Here is an 18,142-nt window from a genome sequence, read left to right as displayed (position 1 = left end):
GATAACCTATTAAAACCGCCTCTTCGACTTGTCCCGAAGAAGTGGAGCGCATTTTAGAGATTTATCGCCCCGCGTCAACCGCTAAATGCAATTAAATTGCAAAAATGTGTTCGTTTGCTTTTTATTTATACAAGCCACGCCTTGGTTGTATTTTAACTGTGCAAAGCGCTGAAAATAACAGCAGCCTAATAACCGCTAACATGAGCTTTTTCGAGTAATTTAAGCTTTTGAGCAAGACTTTGGCATGAAAGACGCTATTCGATGCTCAATTTTTGCTAAGATGCCAGCATCAATCCTTAAAAATTTTCATTTTATGCAAATTAATAATTTTCGAAGCTATCGAGGTATAACACCTCAATTAGGTGATGCAGTTTATATTCATGAAAGCGCAGTTCTGGTCGGCGACATTGTTTTAGGCGATGATGTTAGCGTTTGGCCTTTAGTGGCCGCCAGAGGAGACGTTAATAAGATAACTATTGGCGCGAGAAGCAATATACAAGATGGTACTGTATTACATGTCACAAGAAAAAGTGCCACCAACCCTGACGGCTATCCATTAGTGATAGGCGCTGATGTTACCGTTGGCCATAAGTGTATGTTGCACGGCTGCACTTTAGGCGATCGTATTTTAGTGGGCATGGGCGCCATTATTATGGACGGTGCGATCGTTGAAGATGATGTTTTTATCGGTGCGGGCAGCTTGGTGCCACCCAATAAAACCCTTAAAAGTGGTTACTTATATGTTGGCAACCCGGTAAAACAGGCAAGAGTTCTTAAAGAAAGTGAAGCCAATTTTCTCAAACAGTCTGCGAATAACTATGTAGAGTTAAAGACGGAGTATTTAGCAGCTTACTAATAACGACCTGCTTTACCTCATTTCTATATGTATTTCATTTCCCTCTGGCTCGTTTTTCTCGAGCCAGAGCTCAGTGATCTCTTCTAAGTCATACTTTGTACAACTATCAATGCTCGATAATTGCTTTAACTGTAGAGAGTGAAAATATATGGTTATTTTTTGGCCCGAAAGTTGGCCGGTAAATGACCAAGCATCATGCTGGCTATCAAAACGTAGGTCATCATTAAATAGTATGGCTTGGTTCATGACATTCTCGCTTATTGCTAGGTTAACTCTGCTCTTAAAGATGCAAGTACTGGCTCTACATCTGGATTAATTCCGGTCCACAACTGAAAACTTGCCGCTGCTTGTCCAACCAACATACCTAACCCGTCAACAACCTGTTTGACACCTAAGCTGGTTGCTTGTTGTAAAAAGGCCGTTGGCGTTTTGCCATAAACCATATCATAACAAGCTAGCGCATTTTTTATGGTTTGATCGGATATCGGTAAGCTTGCGCCCGTTAATCCTGCAGACGTCGCATTGATAATAACATCAAAGGTTTGATGTTCGGTATCAGTAAACGTAACGGCGTTAATGTTGCTATTGGGGTATTGCTTAGTGATTGCCTGTGCTTTGCTTAAGGTTCGATTAGCGATTGTTAAAGACTTTGGTGCTTGTGCCAATAATGCCTGCACTACTCCTTTTGCTGCACCACCGGCACCAAGCAATAATATCTTACCTTCGTGTAGTTGAATTTGATGTCTGAGTAGGTCACTGACTAAACCCACGCCATCAGTTGTATCACCAATAATAGTGCCATTAACAAAGCTTAAGGTATTAACCGCGCCCGCTAACTTGGCCCTTTCACTGAGCTGATCACACAGTACAAATGCTTGTTCTTTAAATGGCGCAGTAACATTGGCTCCTTTACCTTGATTAGCGACTAAATTATTGACGGCTGATTCAAACTTATCAACTGGCACTAGCTCACGCTCATAATTCAGACGCAGTTGACTTTGCTGTGCAAATTGTTGGTGAATAAACGGCGATTTAGATTGGGCAATGGGATTACCGAAAACGCGATATTGATCCATAGGGGGTTTTAACTTGTGTGTTTAGCTTAGAATAACGTAAGTATGCACAGATACAACTAAAAAAGCAGCCATAAAATGACTGCTTAGAAAGAAGTTTAACTTAAAAATAGCACTAGAACGTATAGCCTAACATTAATGAATAGACCATAGGATCGACATCAATACTTGCCTTGCCAATACTGGCACCACCTACATCGAATGTTGCCTCAGTGTCGATATCGATATAGCGAACTGAGGCATTAAGCGACCACTTTTCATCTAACTGATAATCTGCGCCTATCTGAGCCGACAAACCAAACGAACCATCAAGCTTTAAATTGCTTAAGCCGAGCGACTTTGGCGCAGTACTAAACTTTTCTTTGAAAAATATTGTGTAGTTAAGCCCTAAACCAAGATAAGGCTTAAAGGCGCTGTTGCTGTCAAAATAATATAAGGCGCTCAATGTTGGCGGCAAATGAGAAACTTCACCTAGGTTGGCTCCATCCACGCCAAGCACGGCATTTTTATCTTGAATAGTCACTTGATGCTTATAAGGTGTTGCGGCTAATAACTCAATTGCCCAGTTATTATGGTAGAAATAAACAAAATTCAAACCGAGCTGCGTGTTATCGTCTACTGTAAGTGTCATGGTTGAGTCAGCGCCAGCCAAGACAATGTTAGTTTTATCACTATCTGGGTTGATCAAAGTGGCGCCACCACGGATGATAAAATCGCCAGTTTGATGGGCAATCGTGTGTGATGACAAGCAAAGCGCGGTAAGCATTAGTCCATTAATTACGGATGTTTTCATGAAAATATAACCTTATAAAAAATAGCGAAAGTATTGAATTCGTTTAATAAGGTGATACTACAACTGGCCTCAATTAGAGTAATTGATCTAGCACAAGTTTTTTATAAGTCCACAATTATTTTAGGGTTTTATGTTAAGAAAATGACAAGCTTTATGGATTTTGTGACTTAACGCACCAACAAAACCATCTCAGCGTTAGTTTTATTAGTGCCTTAAGGTTAATGAGCAGGTGCTCTTTATAGCCAGTCTTGGGGTACTAAATAGTCTTGCAATTGTGCCTCTGCACTACCGGTTTCAGCTTGAAAATTATACTGCCAACGCGCTAGCGGCGGCATTGACATTAAAATGGATTCCGTGCGCCCACCAGACTGCAAGCCAAATAACGTACCGCGATCGAACACTAAGTTAAATTCAACATAGCGACCACGACGATATAATTGAAATTGACGATGTTGCTCATTAAATGGAGTCGCTTTACGTTTTTCAAGTAGCGGAATATAAGCGTCGATAAAACCTTCACCTACTGCTTGCATAAAGGCGTAACATTTATCAAAGCCCCATTGATTAAGGTCATCAAAAAACAAACCACCGACACCACGCGTTTCGTTGCGGTGCTTCAAATAGAAGTAATCATCACACCATTTTTTGTACTCTGGATAAACTTCATCTCCAAAAGGCTGACAGATATCTTTAGCGGTTTGATGCCAATGCACCACATCTTCTTTGAACGGGTAAAAGGGAGTTAGATCAAAACCACCACCAAACCACCACACAGGTGCTTCTCCTGCTTTTTCCGCAATAAAAAATCGCACATTAGCATGTGAAGTGGGTATAAAAGGGTTTTTCGGGTGGATCACTAAAGAAACACCACACGCTTGCCATTTGCGGCCTGCTAGCTCTGGTCGATGTGCTGTTGCTGATGGTGGTAATTTATCACCTGAAACAACAGAGAAGTTAACCCCCCCTTGCTCGATAACACTGCCATCGGTTAAAACACGCGTTCTACCGCCTCCGCCTTCTGTACGTTGCCAGTTATCTTCAATAAACTTGCCACTGCCGTCTGCGGTTTCAAGTGCGTGACAAATTTTATCCTGCAATGATTTAAAAAACTCGATAACAACATTGATATTTACAGTGTTCATGAACGAATAATCTCTCCAGATAAGGCATCTATAATAGTGGATGGCTGTGCAAAGCCTAAGGTCTGCCCTTTAATAATAAAGTCGATTTTTTTTACTAAGGCTTCCGGGATCTCTTGCCATGATTTGGCTGGCTCCTGACCGGCTAAATTTGCGCTGGTTGACACTATGGGTTTATTAGTGGCATTGCAAAGCGCAACAACGTCGGGTTGACTGGTAATTCGCACCGCAATAGTGTCGAAACGCCCCGTTAACAAGGCTGATGTATTAGCATTTTTTGCCACCAATTGCGTTATGCCATCAGGCCAACGTGACAATACGGTAAAGCGTTTATCCTGCGGGATTTTACTGTCATCGATATAAGGTAACAGTTGTGAATAATTTGCCGCCAATAAAATCAAGCCCTTTTCAACCGGACGTGACTTTATCGCTAATAGTTTTTTTATTGCCTGCTCGTTATCAGGATCACAGCCTAAACCAAATACGGCTTCGGTAGGATACGCTAAAATCCCGCCCTGCTGGTATGTTGCTAATGCGCTTGTCATTGAGTGATACAATCTATGATTAATAAAAAATTGTCGGTGATTATACGTTTTTTATAAAGAAACTACATAATAACTATAAAAAAGCGCTAAAGGTGGTAAAGCCCTTAGCGCTTTCAAACTATTTTAGTCCATAAAACTTAGGCGTCAAAAAGCGTTTTTACCTGCTGACGTAAGACAAATTTTTGTACTTTTCCGGTTGAGGTTTTTGGTAACTCACTAAAGACGATGGTTTTCGGCACTTTAAAGCCGGCTAAATGTTGCCGACAGTGTTGAATAACCTCTTGCTCGGTTAGTACTTGCCCTGCTTTTAAGCCGACAAAAGCACAAGGTGTTTCACCCCATTTTTCGTCATTTTTTGCCACCACAGCGGCTTCTAAGATAGCCGGATGCATGTAGAGTACGCTTTCTACTTCTACTGAAGAAATATTTTCGCCCCCCGAAATAATAATATCTTTAGAGCGATCGCGAATTTCAATATAACCATCGGGGTGTTTCACCGCTAAGTCTCCAGAATGAAACCAACCATGTGCGAACGCTTCAGCGGTAGCTTTATCATTTTTTAAATACCCCTTCATGGTGGTGTTGCCTCGAAACATGATTTCGCCCATGGTTTCACCATCAGCAGAAACCGGCTCCATAGTGTCAGGATCAAGTACGTCAACATCTTCTTGAGTGAGATAACGTACACCTTGACGCGCTTTTAAAGCGGCACGTTCATCGGCACTCAACTGATTCCACTCTGCTTTCCATTCACTAACCACACAAGGCCCATAAACTTCGGTTAGGCCATAACTTTGGGTAATTTCAATACCTAGGCTTTCTATGCCTTTGATAACCGCAGCTGGTGGCGGTGCGCCGGCGGTCATGGCTTTGATGTTTTTCGGTAATTGCGCTAACAAGTCTTTATCGGCATTTAAAATCATATTTAAAACAATCGGCGCGCCACAAAAATGGCTGACTTGATGTTGGATCATAGCATTAACAATGGCGCCAACTTCCACTTGTCGCAAACATACCTGTGTACCGCCGACAGCCACTATAGTCCAAGGAAAACACCAACCATTGCAATGGAACATAGGCAAAGTCCAAAGATAATTGCTGTGCTGATCGGTCGGCCAAATAAAATTATGACCAAGTGCATTAAGATAAGCGCCACGATGTGAATACACCACACCTTTTGGATTACCTGTGGTACCCGAGGTATAATTTAACGCCAACGCCTGCCATTCATCTTCAATCAATGACTCAGTAAAGTTTTCATCTCCTTGTGCAAGTAACTCTTGATACTCCATCGTACCAAGACGTTCACCTCCCGGGCCTTCAGCATCATCAATGTCTATTACTAGCGGTTGGCGTTTACTGATCGCTAATGCTTGCTTAATTACCGCTGAAAATGCGGTATCTGTGAATAAAACATCACACTCACCGTGATCAAGAATAAAAGCGATGTTTTCGGCATCAAGGCGTATATTTATGGCATTAAGTACCGCGCCTATTAATGGCACCCCATAATGGGCGTCAAGAAAAGCCGGAATATTAGCGGCCATAATACTCACCGTTTGCCCCGGTTTAATGCCGTGTTGCATTAGCGCCGAAGCTAAGCGACGAACATTTTTTCGGTACTGCTGATACGTGAACTGTTGTCTACCATGAATTATCGCTACTTTATCGGGATGAACATCGGCAGTGCGGTTTAAAAAATTGATCGGGCTTAACGGTTGGCTATTGGCGCTCACCTTGTCTAACCCTTGCATATAAATATTGCTCATGATTTTTCTCTCTGGTTAGCAACATAAGCGGCAAAGCTGCCCATTTGCTACTTGATATTAACTAGATAAAAAATATCATACGCCAATCCCACCATTAGAAAATTAGCCTTTGGTCTAAAGCCAACATTATTTATTGCTCTTAATGGTGCTGATAAAAGAATTGTCATTTCAGATTATTTGCAAACACGTTATAATCTCTGTTTAAATTTTTGTAATGCGTCATTAACAACTCAATGAAAGTATCAGCGCCTTCATCGTAAACATAGGCCCTTTCAGCGACATTGACGATAAATATTAAATCACACCACAAAAAGGCAATAGCTATATGAAAGTCGGAATTATCATGGGGTCAAAATCAGATTGGCCAACCATGCAACATGCTGCACAAATGTTAGATTTATTTAATGTTGCTTATGAAACCAAAGTTGTGTCCGCGCATAGAACCCCACATTTATTAGCTGAATATGCTGAAAGCGCAAAAGACCGTGGTATTAAAGTGATCATTGGTGGTGCTGGTGGCGCCGCTCATTTACCAGGCATGACCGCTGCTTACACTAGCTTGCCTGTACTAGGTGTACCTGTGCAGTCAAAAGCGTTAAGTGGTCAAGACTCTTTGCTGTCGATTGTACAAATGCCAAAAGGTATTGCCGTTGGCACCTTAGCCATAGGCACTGCCGGTGCAGCCAATGCCGGTTTATTAGCCGCACAAATTATCGGCACCTTTGACCCAAGAGTACAAGCTGCTGTTGAAGCGTTTCGCAGCGAGCAAACGCAAAATATTCTTGATAACCCAAATCCTGCAGAATAAGGCCAACGCAATGAATGTTTTAGTATTAGGTGCTGGACAGTTAGCGCGTATGATGGCATTAGCCGCCAAACCATTAAATATCACTATTCGTGCCTTTGATGTTGGCTCTAACCAGGTGGTTGACCCGCTGTCTACTGATATTGTTTTTGGTGATTTAAACCAAGGTATTGAATTTGCAAACTTTATCACTGCAGAGTTTGAGCATATTGATCACCAAACCTTAGCACTTTGCCAAGCATCTGGAAAACTGCGTCCATCAAGCCAAGCCATTAAAACCGGCGGTGACCGTAGATTAGAAAAAGCGTTATTAGAAAAATGCGCGGTAGCTAATGCCAAACATAAAATCATTGCCAACCAAGCCGATTTCGAGCAAGCATTAACTGACTTATCCTTACCGCTAATTTTAAAAAGTGCTTTAGCAGGTTATGACGGTAAAGGCCAATGGCGCTTAAAAGATAAAGCGCAAGCAGCAGCAACTTGGGCCGATATAAAAGCCTTTTTCGACGGTGGCGAGCAAGGCGTTAGCCATGCGGTAGTGGCGGAGCAAATGGTTGCTTTTGATCGTGAAGTTTCGCTTGTCGGCGTGCGTGATAGTCAAGGTAATACCCAAGTTTATCCGTTAACTGAAAACCACCACAGCGATGGTGTTTTGAGTGTTTCCATTGCCAGCCAAGCCGATGCAGCATTGCAAGCACAAGCTAAAGACGTCTTCGACCGTATTGCCAATGAATTAAATTATATCGGTGTATTAGCAATTGAGTTTTTCCAAGTAGGTGAGCAATTATTAGTCAATGAAATTGCGCCGCGGGTTCATAACTCTGGCCATTGGACACAACAAGGCGCAGATACCTGTCAATTTGAAAATCATATACGGGCCGTTTGCGACTTACCGCTCGGCAGTACCGCATTAGTGCGACCATCGGCAATGATTAATATACTCGGTGAAGATCAAGTCACTCATGACATCTTGCAAATTGCTAGCACGCGTTTACATTGGTATGGCAAAAGTAAGCGCCCGGGTCGTAAAATGGGCCATATTAACGTTTCTGGAGATACCAAGCAGCAATTGGCTCAACGCCTGGTGCAATTGGCTGAACTTTTACCAGCAGCGGCATTTAATGAACTCAAGCCTTATGTCAGTAGCTACCAAAAACGCCTAAGCAAATAAACCACACTAAAAAGCCAGTATCACACTGGCTTTTTTATCGCGAACGCATAACTAAGTGGTTTGGAAATGACCACATGCTTTGGCGGCACATTGTCGCTTTTCACCAGCCGCCATTTGTCGTTTCAACAGTAAAGCAAAACCACATTGTTCACACTTGCCCGTCACGGGTTCATGATTAACCACAAACTTACATTTTGGGTAGTTTTCACAACCATAAAAGGTTTTGCCAAAGCGACTCGTTTTTGATTGCAAGTGGCCTTTCTGACACTGGGGGCAATTGATATCGTCTTGCGCAAGCTCATTTTCATCTTGTGGTACGATATGATGGCAAGCAGGATAATTACTACACCCTATAAACATGCCATAGCGGCCCTGCTTTACCGCCAACTCATGACCGCACTCTGGGCATTCGCTACCTGAAAGTAGCTGATCTTCAACACGTTCATGCTCAACAACCGGTCGAGTATATTGGCATGAGGGATAAGCGACACAACCAAAAAAGGCGCCCGCTTTGCCGTGTTTAATAGCTAACTGTTCGCCACATTCAGGGCAAGCTTGCGCACTTTTCTCTAAGGCATGTTCATGACGGGAAAATAATGTTTTATCAGACTTTGACATAATAAATGCACCTAAAAAATTAGCGATTTATTATGCCATAGTTTAGCCAATATAGCTGTAATGAAAACACAGGCGCTTAAACCTGCTTTTGCGTCTCGATGACCAGACAAATTAATGCAAGGGTCCTTCTTGTTCGTCAAAAATGAGATCTTCCATTTGCGAATAGGCACTTTCTTGGCCCGGCACATTAAACAGCACCATTAACACCACCCACTTTAGATCGTCAATTGAAAAGAACTTAGTATCAAGCTCCATGACGCGATCAATCACCATTTCACGAGTAGAAAAGTCCAAAACATTCACTTGCTCTAAAAACAGTAAAAAGCCGCGACACTCTACATCGAGTATTTGGCATTCTTCACGGGTATAAATTCGAACCGAACGTTTGCCAACACACGGTAAATATGGATACGCGTCGGTATCTTGCAATGCGGCAAGCTTTTCTAACCAAGCTAATGCTTTATAAATTTCATCTTGGTGAAAGCCTGCACGCGTTAGTTCATCGGTCAATAAATCATGGTCAACCATGACCTCGGCTTCACTGTGGACGTAATTCTCAAAGAGGTAAATCAAGATATCAAACATGTTAGCCCCTATCTAATTTAAGGTAACCCCCTGGCACCGAAGACACCAGACCTTTAAGCTCAAGCACGGTTAATCGAGTTAGTACAACATCGATCGGTAACTGACTCCGAGAAACCACTAAGTCTACCGGAGTGATTTCATATCCCACACTAGCTAACATTGGGTCGTTACACAAGTGCTGATTTTTACTATTTTCTGATGAGTTATCGAGTTCTTGGTTGTGATTTGGCTTTTGATTAATTATCACAAGATCCTCAAACTCTTCTCTTATATCGGCAACATCTTCAACAAGTTTAGCCCCCTGCTTAATGAGCCAGTGGCACCCCTTGGCTTGGTCATTAAATATTGAGCTAGGTACGGAGAACACCTCTCGCCCTTGCTCTAAGGCGCAACGCGCCGTGATTAACGAGCCACTTTTTAATGATGCTTCAACCACTAACACCCCTAAACTTAAGCCGCTGATCAAACGATTTCGTTTCGGAAAATGCCCAGCTTTTGGGCTGATGCCTGGCGCAAACTCGCTAATAATAAGACCGCCCTTGGCAATGATATCTTTCTGTAAACTTTTGTGTCGTGAGGGGTAAGTAATATCTAAACCTGTGGCGACAACTGCTATCGTTGCACCTTGGCAGTGTAACGTACCTAAATGAGCTTGCGCATCAATACCAAGCGCTAGACCACTGGTTATTACAAATTGTCTGCTTAATTGCCCGGCAAACTGATGGGCAATTTCTCGGCCCGCAACACTAGCATTACGGCTGCCAACAATCGCCATCTTTGGTAGTGTAAGTAAATCAAGGTTTCCGCGGGTAAATAGCACTAACGGCGGGTCGTAAATTTCCTTTAATAAGCTTGGGTAATTGGGGTCATCATAGGTAATAATTTGACTTTGGCACAGAGCAGACGCGGTGATTATTTTATCTATTGCTGACCAATTGGGTGAGGTTAATGCCATGCGTTGTGATTGGCTTAAACCGATCGCGGTCAGTTCAGCACTGTGGGTAAATAACGCTGTTAAACCATATTTTTCAACCAGTGCTATTTTCTTATGACTGGCCAGACGCGGAATTGCTTTCACGGCTAACCAGTAATGAATAGGCGTTAATGCCTGATTGTCGACATCAATATTATCTGCCACTAAATCTCCTTATCGTGTGGCGCACTTGATTATTAAGGTGCTGTTACTTGGTCGAGTATTCGCAATGGCTTTTCAGAACTCAAGATCAACGCCATACTGACATTAGTATAGACTTTAAACACCATCACCTTACCTATGGTTTCAGTTGGCATATCATAATCTGTCTGGCTTTCACTCACCATGCGATTCCAGCGTGATGTATTTTTGCTATATTGCGGGCCATCTTCTGTTTCAACAACAGCTGGGCTTTGACGATTCACCATTAGCACGTCTCCGGCCTTGACGGCTTGCTGATCACCTTTGTTAATCATTACCACGTCAAACTTAGCAAACTCTCTTAACTTAGAAACTGAACTAACAATTACGCCTTGTGCTTTTGGACTCGCTGCACGCATTGTAAAAACAGATGGGTATTGTTGATCATCATTCACAGGTATAACAAATGCGCCCGAGCGAATTTCGCGCTTGGCACCTTCAACATAAATCGTACTCGGTTGCTTCAGGCTGATATCACCAGATTGGGTTGCTTTGCCTGTGCCAACAAGTGTTATGTTATAACCTAAGTTTTCGGCTGTTTCGGGATCAATAATGGCACTACCTTTTTGAAATAAGCCATAGCTTTGCCCAACAACAAGGTCACTATTAACATAGACTTTAAAACCATCAATACTCGACTTATGACCTTCATCACTTCCAATGACATAAGGCAAGTTTGCTAACTCTGTAGCAGTTTTGACACTGTCATAACGGATATAAGGGGCAATGGCATGTAACGGCAACGTACTGACCGGATTTTGCTCCTTCAAGTGGCTGCGTACTTTTGGTGACCATTTCAGTTCAGGCTTACCTCGAACTAGCATAGGTTGACCTTGTTCATCAAACACAAGCCGAAGTACATCACCCGGGTAGATTAAGTGAGGGTTATTTATTTCTGGGTTAAGCCGCCACAATTTTGGCCATAACCAAGGCTGATTAAGGAATATTCCGGAAATATCCCATAAGGTATCACCTTGCTTAACCGTATAGGATTTAGGCGCATCTGTCTTTATAGTTAACTCATCTGCCAGCAAAGTCACTGACATTGTTATACCCAATATTAACGTAATAATTCTTTTTAGCATGTTAATCTGCCTATTATTTTAGGTTTTATCCTAAACCACTATGATTAATATCAAATAATGGCTAAAATTGAAACATAACACTCTATGCGAATTTTCGCGAACTCTTTTGAAAAATTATGGCTATTTTACCTGTATTACGATTTCCCGATGAAAGATTAAGAACCAAAGCACAACCTGTTAAGGAAGTGAATGATGAAATTCGCACTATTATCAGTAACATGTTTGACACCATGTATGCCGAAAATGGTGTCGGGTTAGCGGCAACGCAAGTGGACATTCACCAACGTATTGTTGTAATAGATGTCTCAGAAAATAAAGAACAACCTTATGTTTTAATCAACCCAGAAATTACCTTTAAAAGTGATGATACCCTGATTAATGAAGAAGGCTGCTTATCTGTACCTGGCTGTTACGCTAAAGTTGATCGTAGTGTCAAGGTCACAGTAACGGCCCTAGATGAAAATGGTAAAGAGTTTGCTTTAGACGGTGAAGAACTTTTAGCGATTTGTATTCAGCACGAACTTGACCACCTTAATGGTATTCTTTTTGTTGATTATCTCTCACCGCTTAAGCGTCAACGTATTAAAAAGAAGCTTGAAAAAGAAGCACGTTTAGATAAAGCAAACGCATAGCTGCTTTAATACTGTCTTTAACACCTATCTATTTTGGAATGTCTTTTGGCTAACCCTGTAACTAAACCACTAAATATCATTTTTGCCGGAACACCTGAATTTGCCGCTAAACATTTAGCGGCCCTGCTCCAATCAGAGCACAATATAGTTGCGGTATATTGCCCACCGGATAAACCGGCCGGACGCGGCAAAAAGCTGACGGCTTGCGCGACTAAGTTATTAGCGTTAGAACACCAGATTCCCATTGAACAACCGGTAAACTTTAAAAGCGAGCAAGAACAACAAAAGCTTGCAGCGTACCAAGCCGATGTCATGGTGGTCGTTGCCTATGGTTTATTGTTACCAGAGCCAATATTAACCACACCGCGCTTAGGTTGCATTAATGTGCACGGCTCTATTTTACCGAAATGGCGTGGTGCAGCACCGATACAAAGAGCGTTAGAAGCTGGTGATACCAAAACCGGCGTTACCATAATGCAAATGGATAAAGGCCTAGATACTGGCGATATCATTTTAACCGCTCACTGCGATATTACTATGACAGACACCAGCGCCAGTTTATATGAGAAGCTAGCAGAGCTTGGCCCAACTGCATTATTAGAAACCTTAGCATTAATGGCCACAGGCAATTATTCACGACAGCCACAAGATAATAGCAAGGCGACACATGCCGCCAAGCTGGATAAAGCCGAAGCAGAACTAGATTGGCACTTGCCCGCCGAAAATCTTGCGCTAAAAGTGAGAGCGTACATTCCTTGGCCGGTCGCACAATTTACCTTCACCGAAAACAACAAACAGCATAAAATTCGCGTTTGGCAAGCCAGCGCTATAGCGCTTAATCATCAGCAAACCGCTGGCACTATTATCAGCGCTGATAAACACGGCATCATAGTAGCCACACTTAACGGTGCGTTGCGCCTAGAAATTATCCAACTACCGGGTAAAAAAGCATTAGCCGTGGCAGATATTTTAAATGGTAAAGCACATTGGTTTGCACCAGATTTAGCCATTAACGGCCAAAAGCCCAACCTAGAAGGTTCGCAATAATTATGGCCCAAAACCTGAGAGCAGTCGCAGCGCGTTGTATTTATGCTGTCGTTGATAAAGGCCGCAGTTTAGCAGACGAACTACCGTCGCAATTGAGTAAAATTGCCGAAAAAGACAAAGGCTTATTACAAGAGCTTTGCTACGGTGTATTGAGGCACTTACCAGAATTAGAACACGATGTGCGTGACTTTATTAAAAAGCCGTTAACCGGCAAACAGCGTGTCGGTCACTTTTTAATGTTAGTGGGTATTTATCAGGTAAAATATACCCGCGTACCTGATCACGCGGCGTTTAATGAAACCGTTTCTGCTTGCAAGCCTTTAAAGTGTGAGCACTTAAAAGGCGTCATTAACGGCGTTTTACGAAATTTTCAGCGCCAACAAACCAATGCTAGCCATGTAACTAATAACAGCAAAAACATCGCCGACGCCATTGTTTATAATCACCCGTCTTGGTTTATTAAAAAAATACAAACGGCTTACCCAGAGCAATGGCAAGCACTATTAGCAGCAAATATGCAGCGACCGCCAATGTGGTTGCGAGTGAACCAAAGACACCATAGTGTTGAGCAGTATATCGCGCTATTAACAGCGGCTGATATTGAACATCAACGCCTAGATGAAAGCTCAGGTGCAATACAATTAACTCACGCGGTTGATGTCAATAAATTACCAGGATTTCAGTTAGGTTGGGTATCAATTCAAGATGCAGCTGCACAACAAGCTGCCGGCCTGCTAAATTGTCAAGCTGGTGACAATGTCCTTGATTGCTGCGCAGCGCCCGGCGGCAAAACTTGTCATATTTTAGAGCAATGCCCAGATATCAAAGCCATGACCGCTATTGATATTGAAGCCAGTCGATTAACAAGAGTAGAAGAAAACCTTAACCGACTTAATTTATCAGCTCAGGTTATTGCCGGTAACGCCGCCACCCCCCAGCAATGGTGGAATGGCGAACTGTTTGATCGCATTCTACTAGACGCCCCCTGCTCAGGAACTGGCGTTATTCGTCGCCATCCCGATATAAAGTGGTTGCGTAAAGCCCAAGATATTGAAGCTCTTACGGCCTTACAACAAGAAATATTGAAAAATATATGGTCTTTATTGAAACCTGGTGGTACTTTGCTTTATGCGACCTGCAGCGTGTTGCCTGAAGAAAATAGTGAACAAGTTCAACGTTTTGTTAATGAAACACCCGATGCAAAGCATGTGGCTATTAGCGAAAACAGTACTGACATTGGTTGGCAAATTTTACCAAACATGGCGGCAATGGACGGTTTTTATTACGCTAAAATCGTTAAAACCACCGCGTAAAAACAACAAAAAGCAAGCTAAATGAAAATAATAATTATTGGTGCCGGACAAGTAGGTGGAACCTTAGCGGAAAACCTAGTGGGCGAGAAAAATGAAATAACGCTCATAGACACTAACAGTGAAACCTTACGCGAATTACAAGATAAAATGGATTTGCGTGTGGTTGTCGGTCATGGCTCTCATCCTGATGTGCTCAAACAAGCCGGTGCAGAAGATGCTGAGCTAGTCGTGGCCGTTACCAATGATGACGCTATCAATATGATCGCTTGTCAAATTTGTTATTCGTTATTTAACACCGCCAATAAAATTGCTCGCATTCGCTCAAGCAAAATTCTCAAATATCAAGATTTGCTTTTTCAAAATAAAAATATCCCCGTCGACCATGTTATTGCCCCCGAACAACTCGTTACCCGTGATATTGCCCGATTAATTGATTACCCCGGGACATTACAAGTACTAGAATTTGCGCAAGGTAAAGTAAGTTTAGTGGCTGTAAAGGCCTATTATGGTGGCTTATTGGTTGGTCACGCCCTTTCAACCTTGCGTGAGCATATTCCCAATATTGATACTCGAGTCGCTGCCATTTATCGTAACGGTAAACCGATACGGCCTTTAGGTACAACCGTAATTGAAGCCGATGATGAAGTGTTTTTTATTGCCGCGACTATACATATTCGCGCGGTAATGAATGAATTACAAAAGCTTGAAGCGCCATACCAAAAAATTATGATTGCCGGTGGCGGTAATATCGGTGCTGGCTTAGCACGATTGTTAGAAAAAAATCATCAAGTTAAGTTAATAGAGCACTCGAGCAAACGCGCCGCACAGTTAGACGCTGAGTTAAACGACACCCTAGTATTTGCCGGTGATTCTTCAGATCAAGAATTACTGCTCGAAGAACACATAGATCAGTTTGATGTTTTTATTGCCGTCACTAATGATGATGAAGCCAATATTATGTCTTCGTTATTAGCGAAACGTCTAGGGGTGCGTAAAACCATGGTCTTAATACAACGCAGTGCCTATATCGACTTAGTCCATGGCAGCAATATAGATATAGCCGTGTCACCACAACATGCAACGATATCAGCGCTACTCACTCATGTTCGTCGAGGCAATATAAATAATGTGTATAGTTTACGCGGTGGTGCAGCCGAAGCCATAGAGATTGTCGCCAAGGGTGATGAAAAGTCATCAAAAGTAATCGGTAAGACTATTCAGCAAATTAAACTGCCACCAGGCACAAGTATTGCTGCGATTGTACGCGGCGATGAAGTTTTAATTGCCCACTCCAACACTAAGATAGTGGCAGAAGATCATGTCGTGCTATTTTTAGTAAATAAGCGCTACATCAGTGATGTAGAAGCGCTGTTTCAACTCGATGCCATCACCTTTTTCTGAGTAACAATATTACTTAGCTTTGGCGCTGGGCAACGTTATGTTCGCCAAAATGCCGGCGTAAATAACACCAGCAAGGTAAATATTTCTAAACGACCAAACAGCATAGCAACCACTAAGACCCATTTACTAAAATCGTTTATTTCAGCAAAGTTCGCTGCCACCTGCCCTAAACCTGGACCGAGATTATTTAAACAAGCGGCAACCGCCGTAAAGGCAGCTAAGTCGTCCATACCAGCCGCTAATAGCAAAAGCATACAGATAACAAAAACCGCCGCATAAGCTGAGAAAAAGCCCCATATAGCTTCTACTACCCTATTAGGTAAAGCTTTATTGCCTAATTTAATGGTAAATACCGCTTTTGGGTGTACAAGCTTATTCAACTCTCGCACCCCTTGTAAGTAAAGTAATAGCACGCGAATAACCTTCATGCCGCCACCAGTACTTCCCGCACAACCACCAATAAAGCTGGCAAATATTAACAGTAGCGGTAATAAAGTGGGCCAACTGGAAAACGCCACTTCCCCCGCTGAGGTGCCGGCAAAACCTGCGGTAGTACCAATTGAAACGGCGTGAAACAGCGCTTGCTCAAAGTTATCAAAATTAGATTGATACACATTAAAGCTTGCTAAAACAATAAAGCACACCAAAATTAACGAAAACTGTATACCTAAAAACGCTTTAAATTCAGCATCATAAAAATAATTTCGTAATGAGCGGCTATTCAACACGGCAAAATGCAACGCAAAGTTCACACCAGCAATCAACAGAAAAAACACACAAATAAAGTTAATCAGCGGGCTATCAAAATAGCCCATACTTAAATCGTGAGTTGAAAAGCCGCCAATAGCAATAGTAGAGAATGAATGACATATGGCATCAAATAAACTCATGCCTGCCGCCCAATAGCTTATGGCACAGGCAAAGGTTAAAGTGACATAAATTAGCCATAAATGCTTCGCCGTGTCAGCGATGCGCGGGGTCATTTTCGAGTCTTTTACCGGCCCAGGTATTTCGGCGCGATATAATTGCATACCACCAATACCAAGTATTGGCAAAATAGCCACTGCTAGCACAATAATGCCCATACCGCCTAACCATTGTAATTGCTGACGATACCATAACACTGCATGCGGCAAGCCATCAATTTGCGTTAAAATAGTGGCACCTGTCGTAGTTAAGCCTGAAAATGACTCAAAAAAGGCATCCGCAATCGACAGGTTTGGCTGCTCAAGTAACAGTAACGGTACAGCAGAAAAGCTCGCCAAGACACTCCAAAATAGTACCACAATCAAAAACCCTTCTCGCGCTCGTAAGTCGCTTTTTTCCGCACGATTAGGATACCAAAATAATAAACCCGCAATTAAACAAAAGAGAAACGACATCAGAAAAGAAACACCACCACCATCTCGATATATCAATGATATAAAGGCAGGGGGTAACATAGTTACGCTTAACAGCGCCACTAACAGTCCTAATATGCGGATAATATTTTTAATTTGCACAGTTATTTATTATTGCTTTTAGCTATTGATTGTAAGGTTAACTGCCCTGCTGACATCGTTTGCAGTTGCTGCTGAAAGGCATCAAGTTTTTCAGCCGGCAAAGCCAAGTTCAGGACAATATCTTCACGGTAATCTTGTTGTATAACTTCACCACCATGTTGCGACAAAAGATACAAGACATCGTTTATTTGATTATATTGACACGCTAATGTTTTGCGTACCATAGGTATTTTCAGTTTTGTTGGCAAAAGTGCTAATGCTTGTTTAACACTACCGCCATACGCGCGCTGTAAGCCGCCTGGCCCTAGCTTAGTGCCGCCAAAATAACGCACAACAACGGCACAAATCTCCCCCAACTCACTGCCCATCAACATCGTCAACATAGGCTTACCTGCGGTACCAGACGGTTCACCATCATCAGAAAAACCGTATAATTGGCTGTTCTCTGGACGACCGGCAATAAAAGCGTAACAATGATGATTCGCTTGTGGGTGTTTAAGTTGCAAACTTTTGATAAACGCTTTTGCATCTGCACTACTTGAACAAGGTCGCAAATAACAAATAAAACGACTTCGGCTGATGATGGTTTCATCAACCACTTCGCCAGCCGCTATATTATAAGGTATAGACACGC

General features: G+C 42.4%; 19 protein-coding genes. 7 read left to right on the top strand and 12 right to left on the bottom strand.

The genetic code is table 11. The annotated features are described in order from the left end of the window. Positions 1–313: 313 nt before the first annotated feature. Positions 314–856, top strand: coding sequence for a gamma carbonic anhydrase family protein (locus B6K83_RS12375; protein ID WP_085285247.1), 543 nt, complete (start codon positions 314–316; stop codon positions 854–856). A 12-nt stretch (positions 857–868) separates the two neighbouring features. Here B6K83_RS12375 and B6K83_RS12370 read toward each other — a convergent pair whose 3' ends face one another. From B6K83_RS12370 to B6K83_RS12345, 6 genes are all read right to left on the bottom strand, one after another. Further along, entirely contained in the window at positions 869–1,102 is a 234-nt protein-coding gene (locus B6K83_RS12370) for a hypothetical protein (protein WP_085285235.1), read from the bottom strand. Between the two features lie 17 nt (positions 1,103–1,119). Then, positions 1,120–1,932 carry a shikimate dehydrogenase gene (gene aroE, locus B6K83_RS12365; protein ID WP_085285234.1) on the bottom strand — a complete coding sequence of 271 codons (813 nt, stop codon included), beginning with the start codon at positions 1,930–1,932 and terminating at the stop codon, positions 1,120–1,122. A gap of 112 nt (positions 1,933–2,044) precedes the next feature. Further along, positions 2,045–2,722, bottom strand: a complete 678-nt coding sequence (locus tag B6K83_RS12360) for an OmpW/AlkL family protein (protein WP_085285233.1) — start codon at positions 2,720–2,722, stop codon at positions 2,045–2,047. A 236-nt stretch (positions 2,723–2,958) separates the two neighbouring features. After that, complete coding sequence (gene hemF, locus B6K83_RS12355) at positions 2,959–3,864, bottom strand: oxygen-dependent coproporphyrinogen oxidase (protein WP_085285232.1); 906 nt, start codon at positions 3,862–3,864, stop codon at positions 2,959–2,961. Continuing rightward, positions 3,861–4,406: a Sua5/YciO/YrdC/YwlC family protein gene (locus B6K83_RS12350; protein WP_085285231.1), complete on the bottom strand. Its 546-nt coding sequence runs from the start codon at positions 4,404–4,406 to the stop codon at positions 3,861–3,863. Before B6K83_RS12350 ends, hemF begins: the two co-directional genes overlap by 4 nt. A 137-nt stretch (positions 4,407–4,543) precedes the next feature. Further along, positions 4,544–6,175 carry an acyl-CoA synthetase gene (locus B6K83_RS12345; RefSeq protein WP_085285230.1) on the bottom strand — a complete coding sequence of 544 codons (1,632 nt, stop codon included), beginning with the start codon at positions 6,173–6,175 and terminating at the stop codon, positions 4,544–4,546. Between the two features lie 325 nt (positions 6,176–6,500). Here B6K83_RS12345 and purE point away from each other — a divergent pair, with 325 nt between their 5' ends. Beyond that, the gene (gene purE, locus B6K83_RS12340; protein WP_085285229.1) at positions 6,501–6,983 is read left to right on the top strand and encodes a 5-(carboxyamino)imidazole ribonucleotide mutase; all 483 of its coding nucleotides are present in this window, start codon (positions 6,501–6,503) and stop codon (positions 6,981–6,983) included. A gap of 10 nt (positions 6,984–6,993) precedes the next feature. Further along, positions 6,994–8,151 carry a 5-(carboxyamino)imidazole ribonucleotide synthase gene (locus tag B6K83_RS12335; RefSeq protein WP_085285228.1) on the top strand — a complete coding sequence of 386 codons (1,158 nt, stop codon included), beginning with the start codon at positions 6,994–6,996 and terminating at the stop codon, positions 8,149–8,151. A 51-nt stretch (positions 8,152–8,202) separates the two neighbouring features. Here the strand turns inward: B6K83_RS12335 and B6K83_RS12330 are convergent, their stop codons facing one another. From B6K83_RS12330 to B6K83_RS12315, 4 genes are all read right to left on the bottom strand, one after another. Further along, entirely contained in the window at positions 8,203–8,769 is a 567-nt protein-coding gene (locus tag B6K83_RS12330) for a topoisomerase DNA-binding C4 zinc finger domain-containing protein (protein ID WP_085285227.1), read from the bottom strand. 111 nt (positions 8,770–8,880) lie between these two features. Next, positions 8,881–9,354 (bottom strand): DUF494 family protein, encoded by a 474-nt coding sequence (locus B6K83_RS12325; RefSeq protein WP_085285226.1) that lies wholly within the window; start codon positions 9,352–9,354, stop codon positions 8,881–8,883. Position 9,355: 1 nt separating this feature from the next. Further along, positions 9,356–10,492: a DNA-processing protein DprA gene (gene dprA / locus B6K83_RS12320; RefSeq protein WP_233143984.1), complete on the bottom strand. Its 1,137-nt coding sequence runs from the start codon at positions 10,490–10,492 to the stop codon at positions 9,356–9,358. Positions 10,493–10,524: 32 nt separating this feature from the next. Next, positions 10,525–11,613, bottom strand: a complete 1,089-nt coding sequence (locus B6K83_RS12315; protein WP_085285225.1) for a LysM peptidoglycan-binding domain-containing protein — start codon at positions 11,611–11,613, stop codon at positions 10,525–10,527. Positions 11,614–11,729: 116 nt separating this feature from the next. On the opposite strand from B6K83_RS12315, the gene def reads away from it, so the two are divergent. Genes def through trkA form a run of 4 tightly spaced genes read left to right on the top strand, consistent with a single transcriptional unit; the run spans position 11,730 to position 16,006 of the window. Next, positions 11,730–12,245, top strand: coding sequence for a peptide deformylase (def, locus tag B6K83_RS12310; protein ID WP_085285224.1), 516 nt, complete (start codon positions 11,730–11,732; stop codon positions 12,243–12,245). Positions 12,246–12,290: 45 nt separating this feature from the next. After that, positions 12,291–13,292, top strand: a complete 1,002-nt coding sequence (fmt, locus tag B6K83_RS12305) for a methionyl-tRNA formyltransferase (protein ID WP_085285223.1) — start codon at positions 12,291–12,293, stop codon at positions 13,290–13,292. A 2-nt stretch (positions 13,293–13,294) separates the two neighbouring features. Beyond that, on the top strand, positions 13,295–14,605 hold the full coding sequence (gene rsmB / locus B6K83_RS12300; protein WP_085285222.1) for a 16S rRNA (cytosine(967)-C(5))-methyltransferase RsmB: 1,311 nt from the start codon (positions 13,295–13,297) through the stop codon (positions 14,603–14,605). Between the two features lie 21 nt (positions 14,606–14,626). Then, positions 14,627–16,006, top strand: coding sequence for a Trk system potassium transporter TrkA (gene trkA / locus B6K83_RS12295; protein WP_085285221.1), 1,380 nt, complete (start codon positions 14,627–14,629; stop codon positions 16,004–16,006). A 35-nt stretch (positions 16,007–16,041) separates the two neighbouring features. On the opposite strand, the gene B6K83_RS12290 is transcribed toward trkA, so the two are convergent. Continuing rightward, entirely contained in the window at positions 16,042–17,508 is a 1,467-nt protein-coding gene (locus B6K83_RS12290; protein WP_085285220.1) for a TrkH family potassium uptake protein, read from the bottom strand. 2 nt (positions 17,509–17,510) lie between these two features. Next, entirely contained in the window at positions 17,511–18,140 is a 630-nt protein-coding gene (locus B6K83_RS12285; RefSeq protein ID WP_085285219.1) for a YigZ family protein, read from the bottom strand. Positions 18,141–18,142: the final 2 nt, after the last annotated feature.

This window comes from Colwellia chukchiensis (genome assembly GCF_002104455.1).
Taxonomy (GTDB): Bacteria; Pseudomonadota; Gammaproteobacteria; order Enterobacterales; family Alteromonadaceae; genus Cognaticolwellia; species Cognaticolwellia chukchiensis.
This window is presented reverse-complemented; position numbering and strand designations above follow the sequence as displayed.

Bases quoted from the DNA above. Each gene is read 5' to 3' on its own strand.
- B6K83_RS12375 (WP_085285247.1), top strand. From the start codon at position 314: ATGCAAATTAATAATTTTCGAAGCTATCGAGGTATAACACCTCAATTA.
- B6K83_RS12370 (WP_085285235.1), bottom strand. From the start codon at position 1,102: ATGAACCAAGCCATACTATTTAATGATGACCTACGTTTTGATAGCCAG.
- aroE (WP_085285234.1), bottom strand. From the start codon at position 1,932: ATGGATCAATATCGCGTTTTCGGTAATCCCATTGCCCAATCTAAATCG.
- B6K83_RS12360 (WP_085285233.1), bottom strand. From the start codon at position 2,722: ATGAAAACATCCGTAATTAATGGACTAATGCTTACCGCGCTTTGCTTG.
- hemF (WP_085285232.1), bottom strand. From the start codon at position 3,864: ATGAACACTGTAAATATCAATGTTGTTATCGAGTTTTTTAAATCATTG.
- B6K83_RS12350 (WP_085285231.1), bottom strand. From the start codon at position 4,406: ATGACAAGCGCATTAGCAACATACCAGCAGGGCGGGATTTTAGCGTAT.
- B6K83_RS12345 (WP_085285230.1), bottom strand. From the start codon at position 6,175: ATGAGCAATATTTATATGCAAGGGTTAGACAAGGTGAGCGCCAATAGC.
- purE (WP_085285229.1), top strand. From the start codon at position 6,501: ATGAAAGTCGGAATTATCATGGGGTCAAAATCAGATTGGCCAACCATG.
- B6K83_RS12335 (WP_085285228.1), top strand. From the start codon at position 6,994: ATGAATGTTTTAGTATTAGGTGCTGGACAGTTAGCGCGTATGATGGCA.
- B6K83_RS12330 (WP_085285227.1), bottom strand. From the start codon at position 8,769: ATGTCAAAGTCTGATAAAACATTATTTTCCCGTCATGAACATGCCTTA.
- B6K83_RS12325 (WP_085285226.1), bottom strand. From the start codon at position 9,354: ATGTTTGATATCTTGATTTACCTCTTTGAGAATTACGTCCACAGTGAA.
- B6K83_RS12315 (WP_085285225.1), bottom strand. From the start codon at position 11,613: ATGCTAAAAAGAATTATTACGTTAATATTGGGTATAACAATGTCAGTG.
- def (WP_085285224.1), top strand. From the start codon at position 11,730: ATGGCTATTTTACCTGTATTACGATTTCCCGATGAAAGATTAAGAACC.
- rsmB (WP_085285222.1), top strand. From the start codon at position 13,295: ATGGCCCAAAACCTGAGAGCAGTCGCAGCGCGTTGTATTTATGCTGTC.
- trkA (WP_085285221.1), top strand. From the start codon at position 14,627: ATGAAAATAATAATTATTGGTGCCGGACAAGTAGGTGGAACCTTAGCG.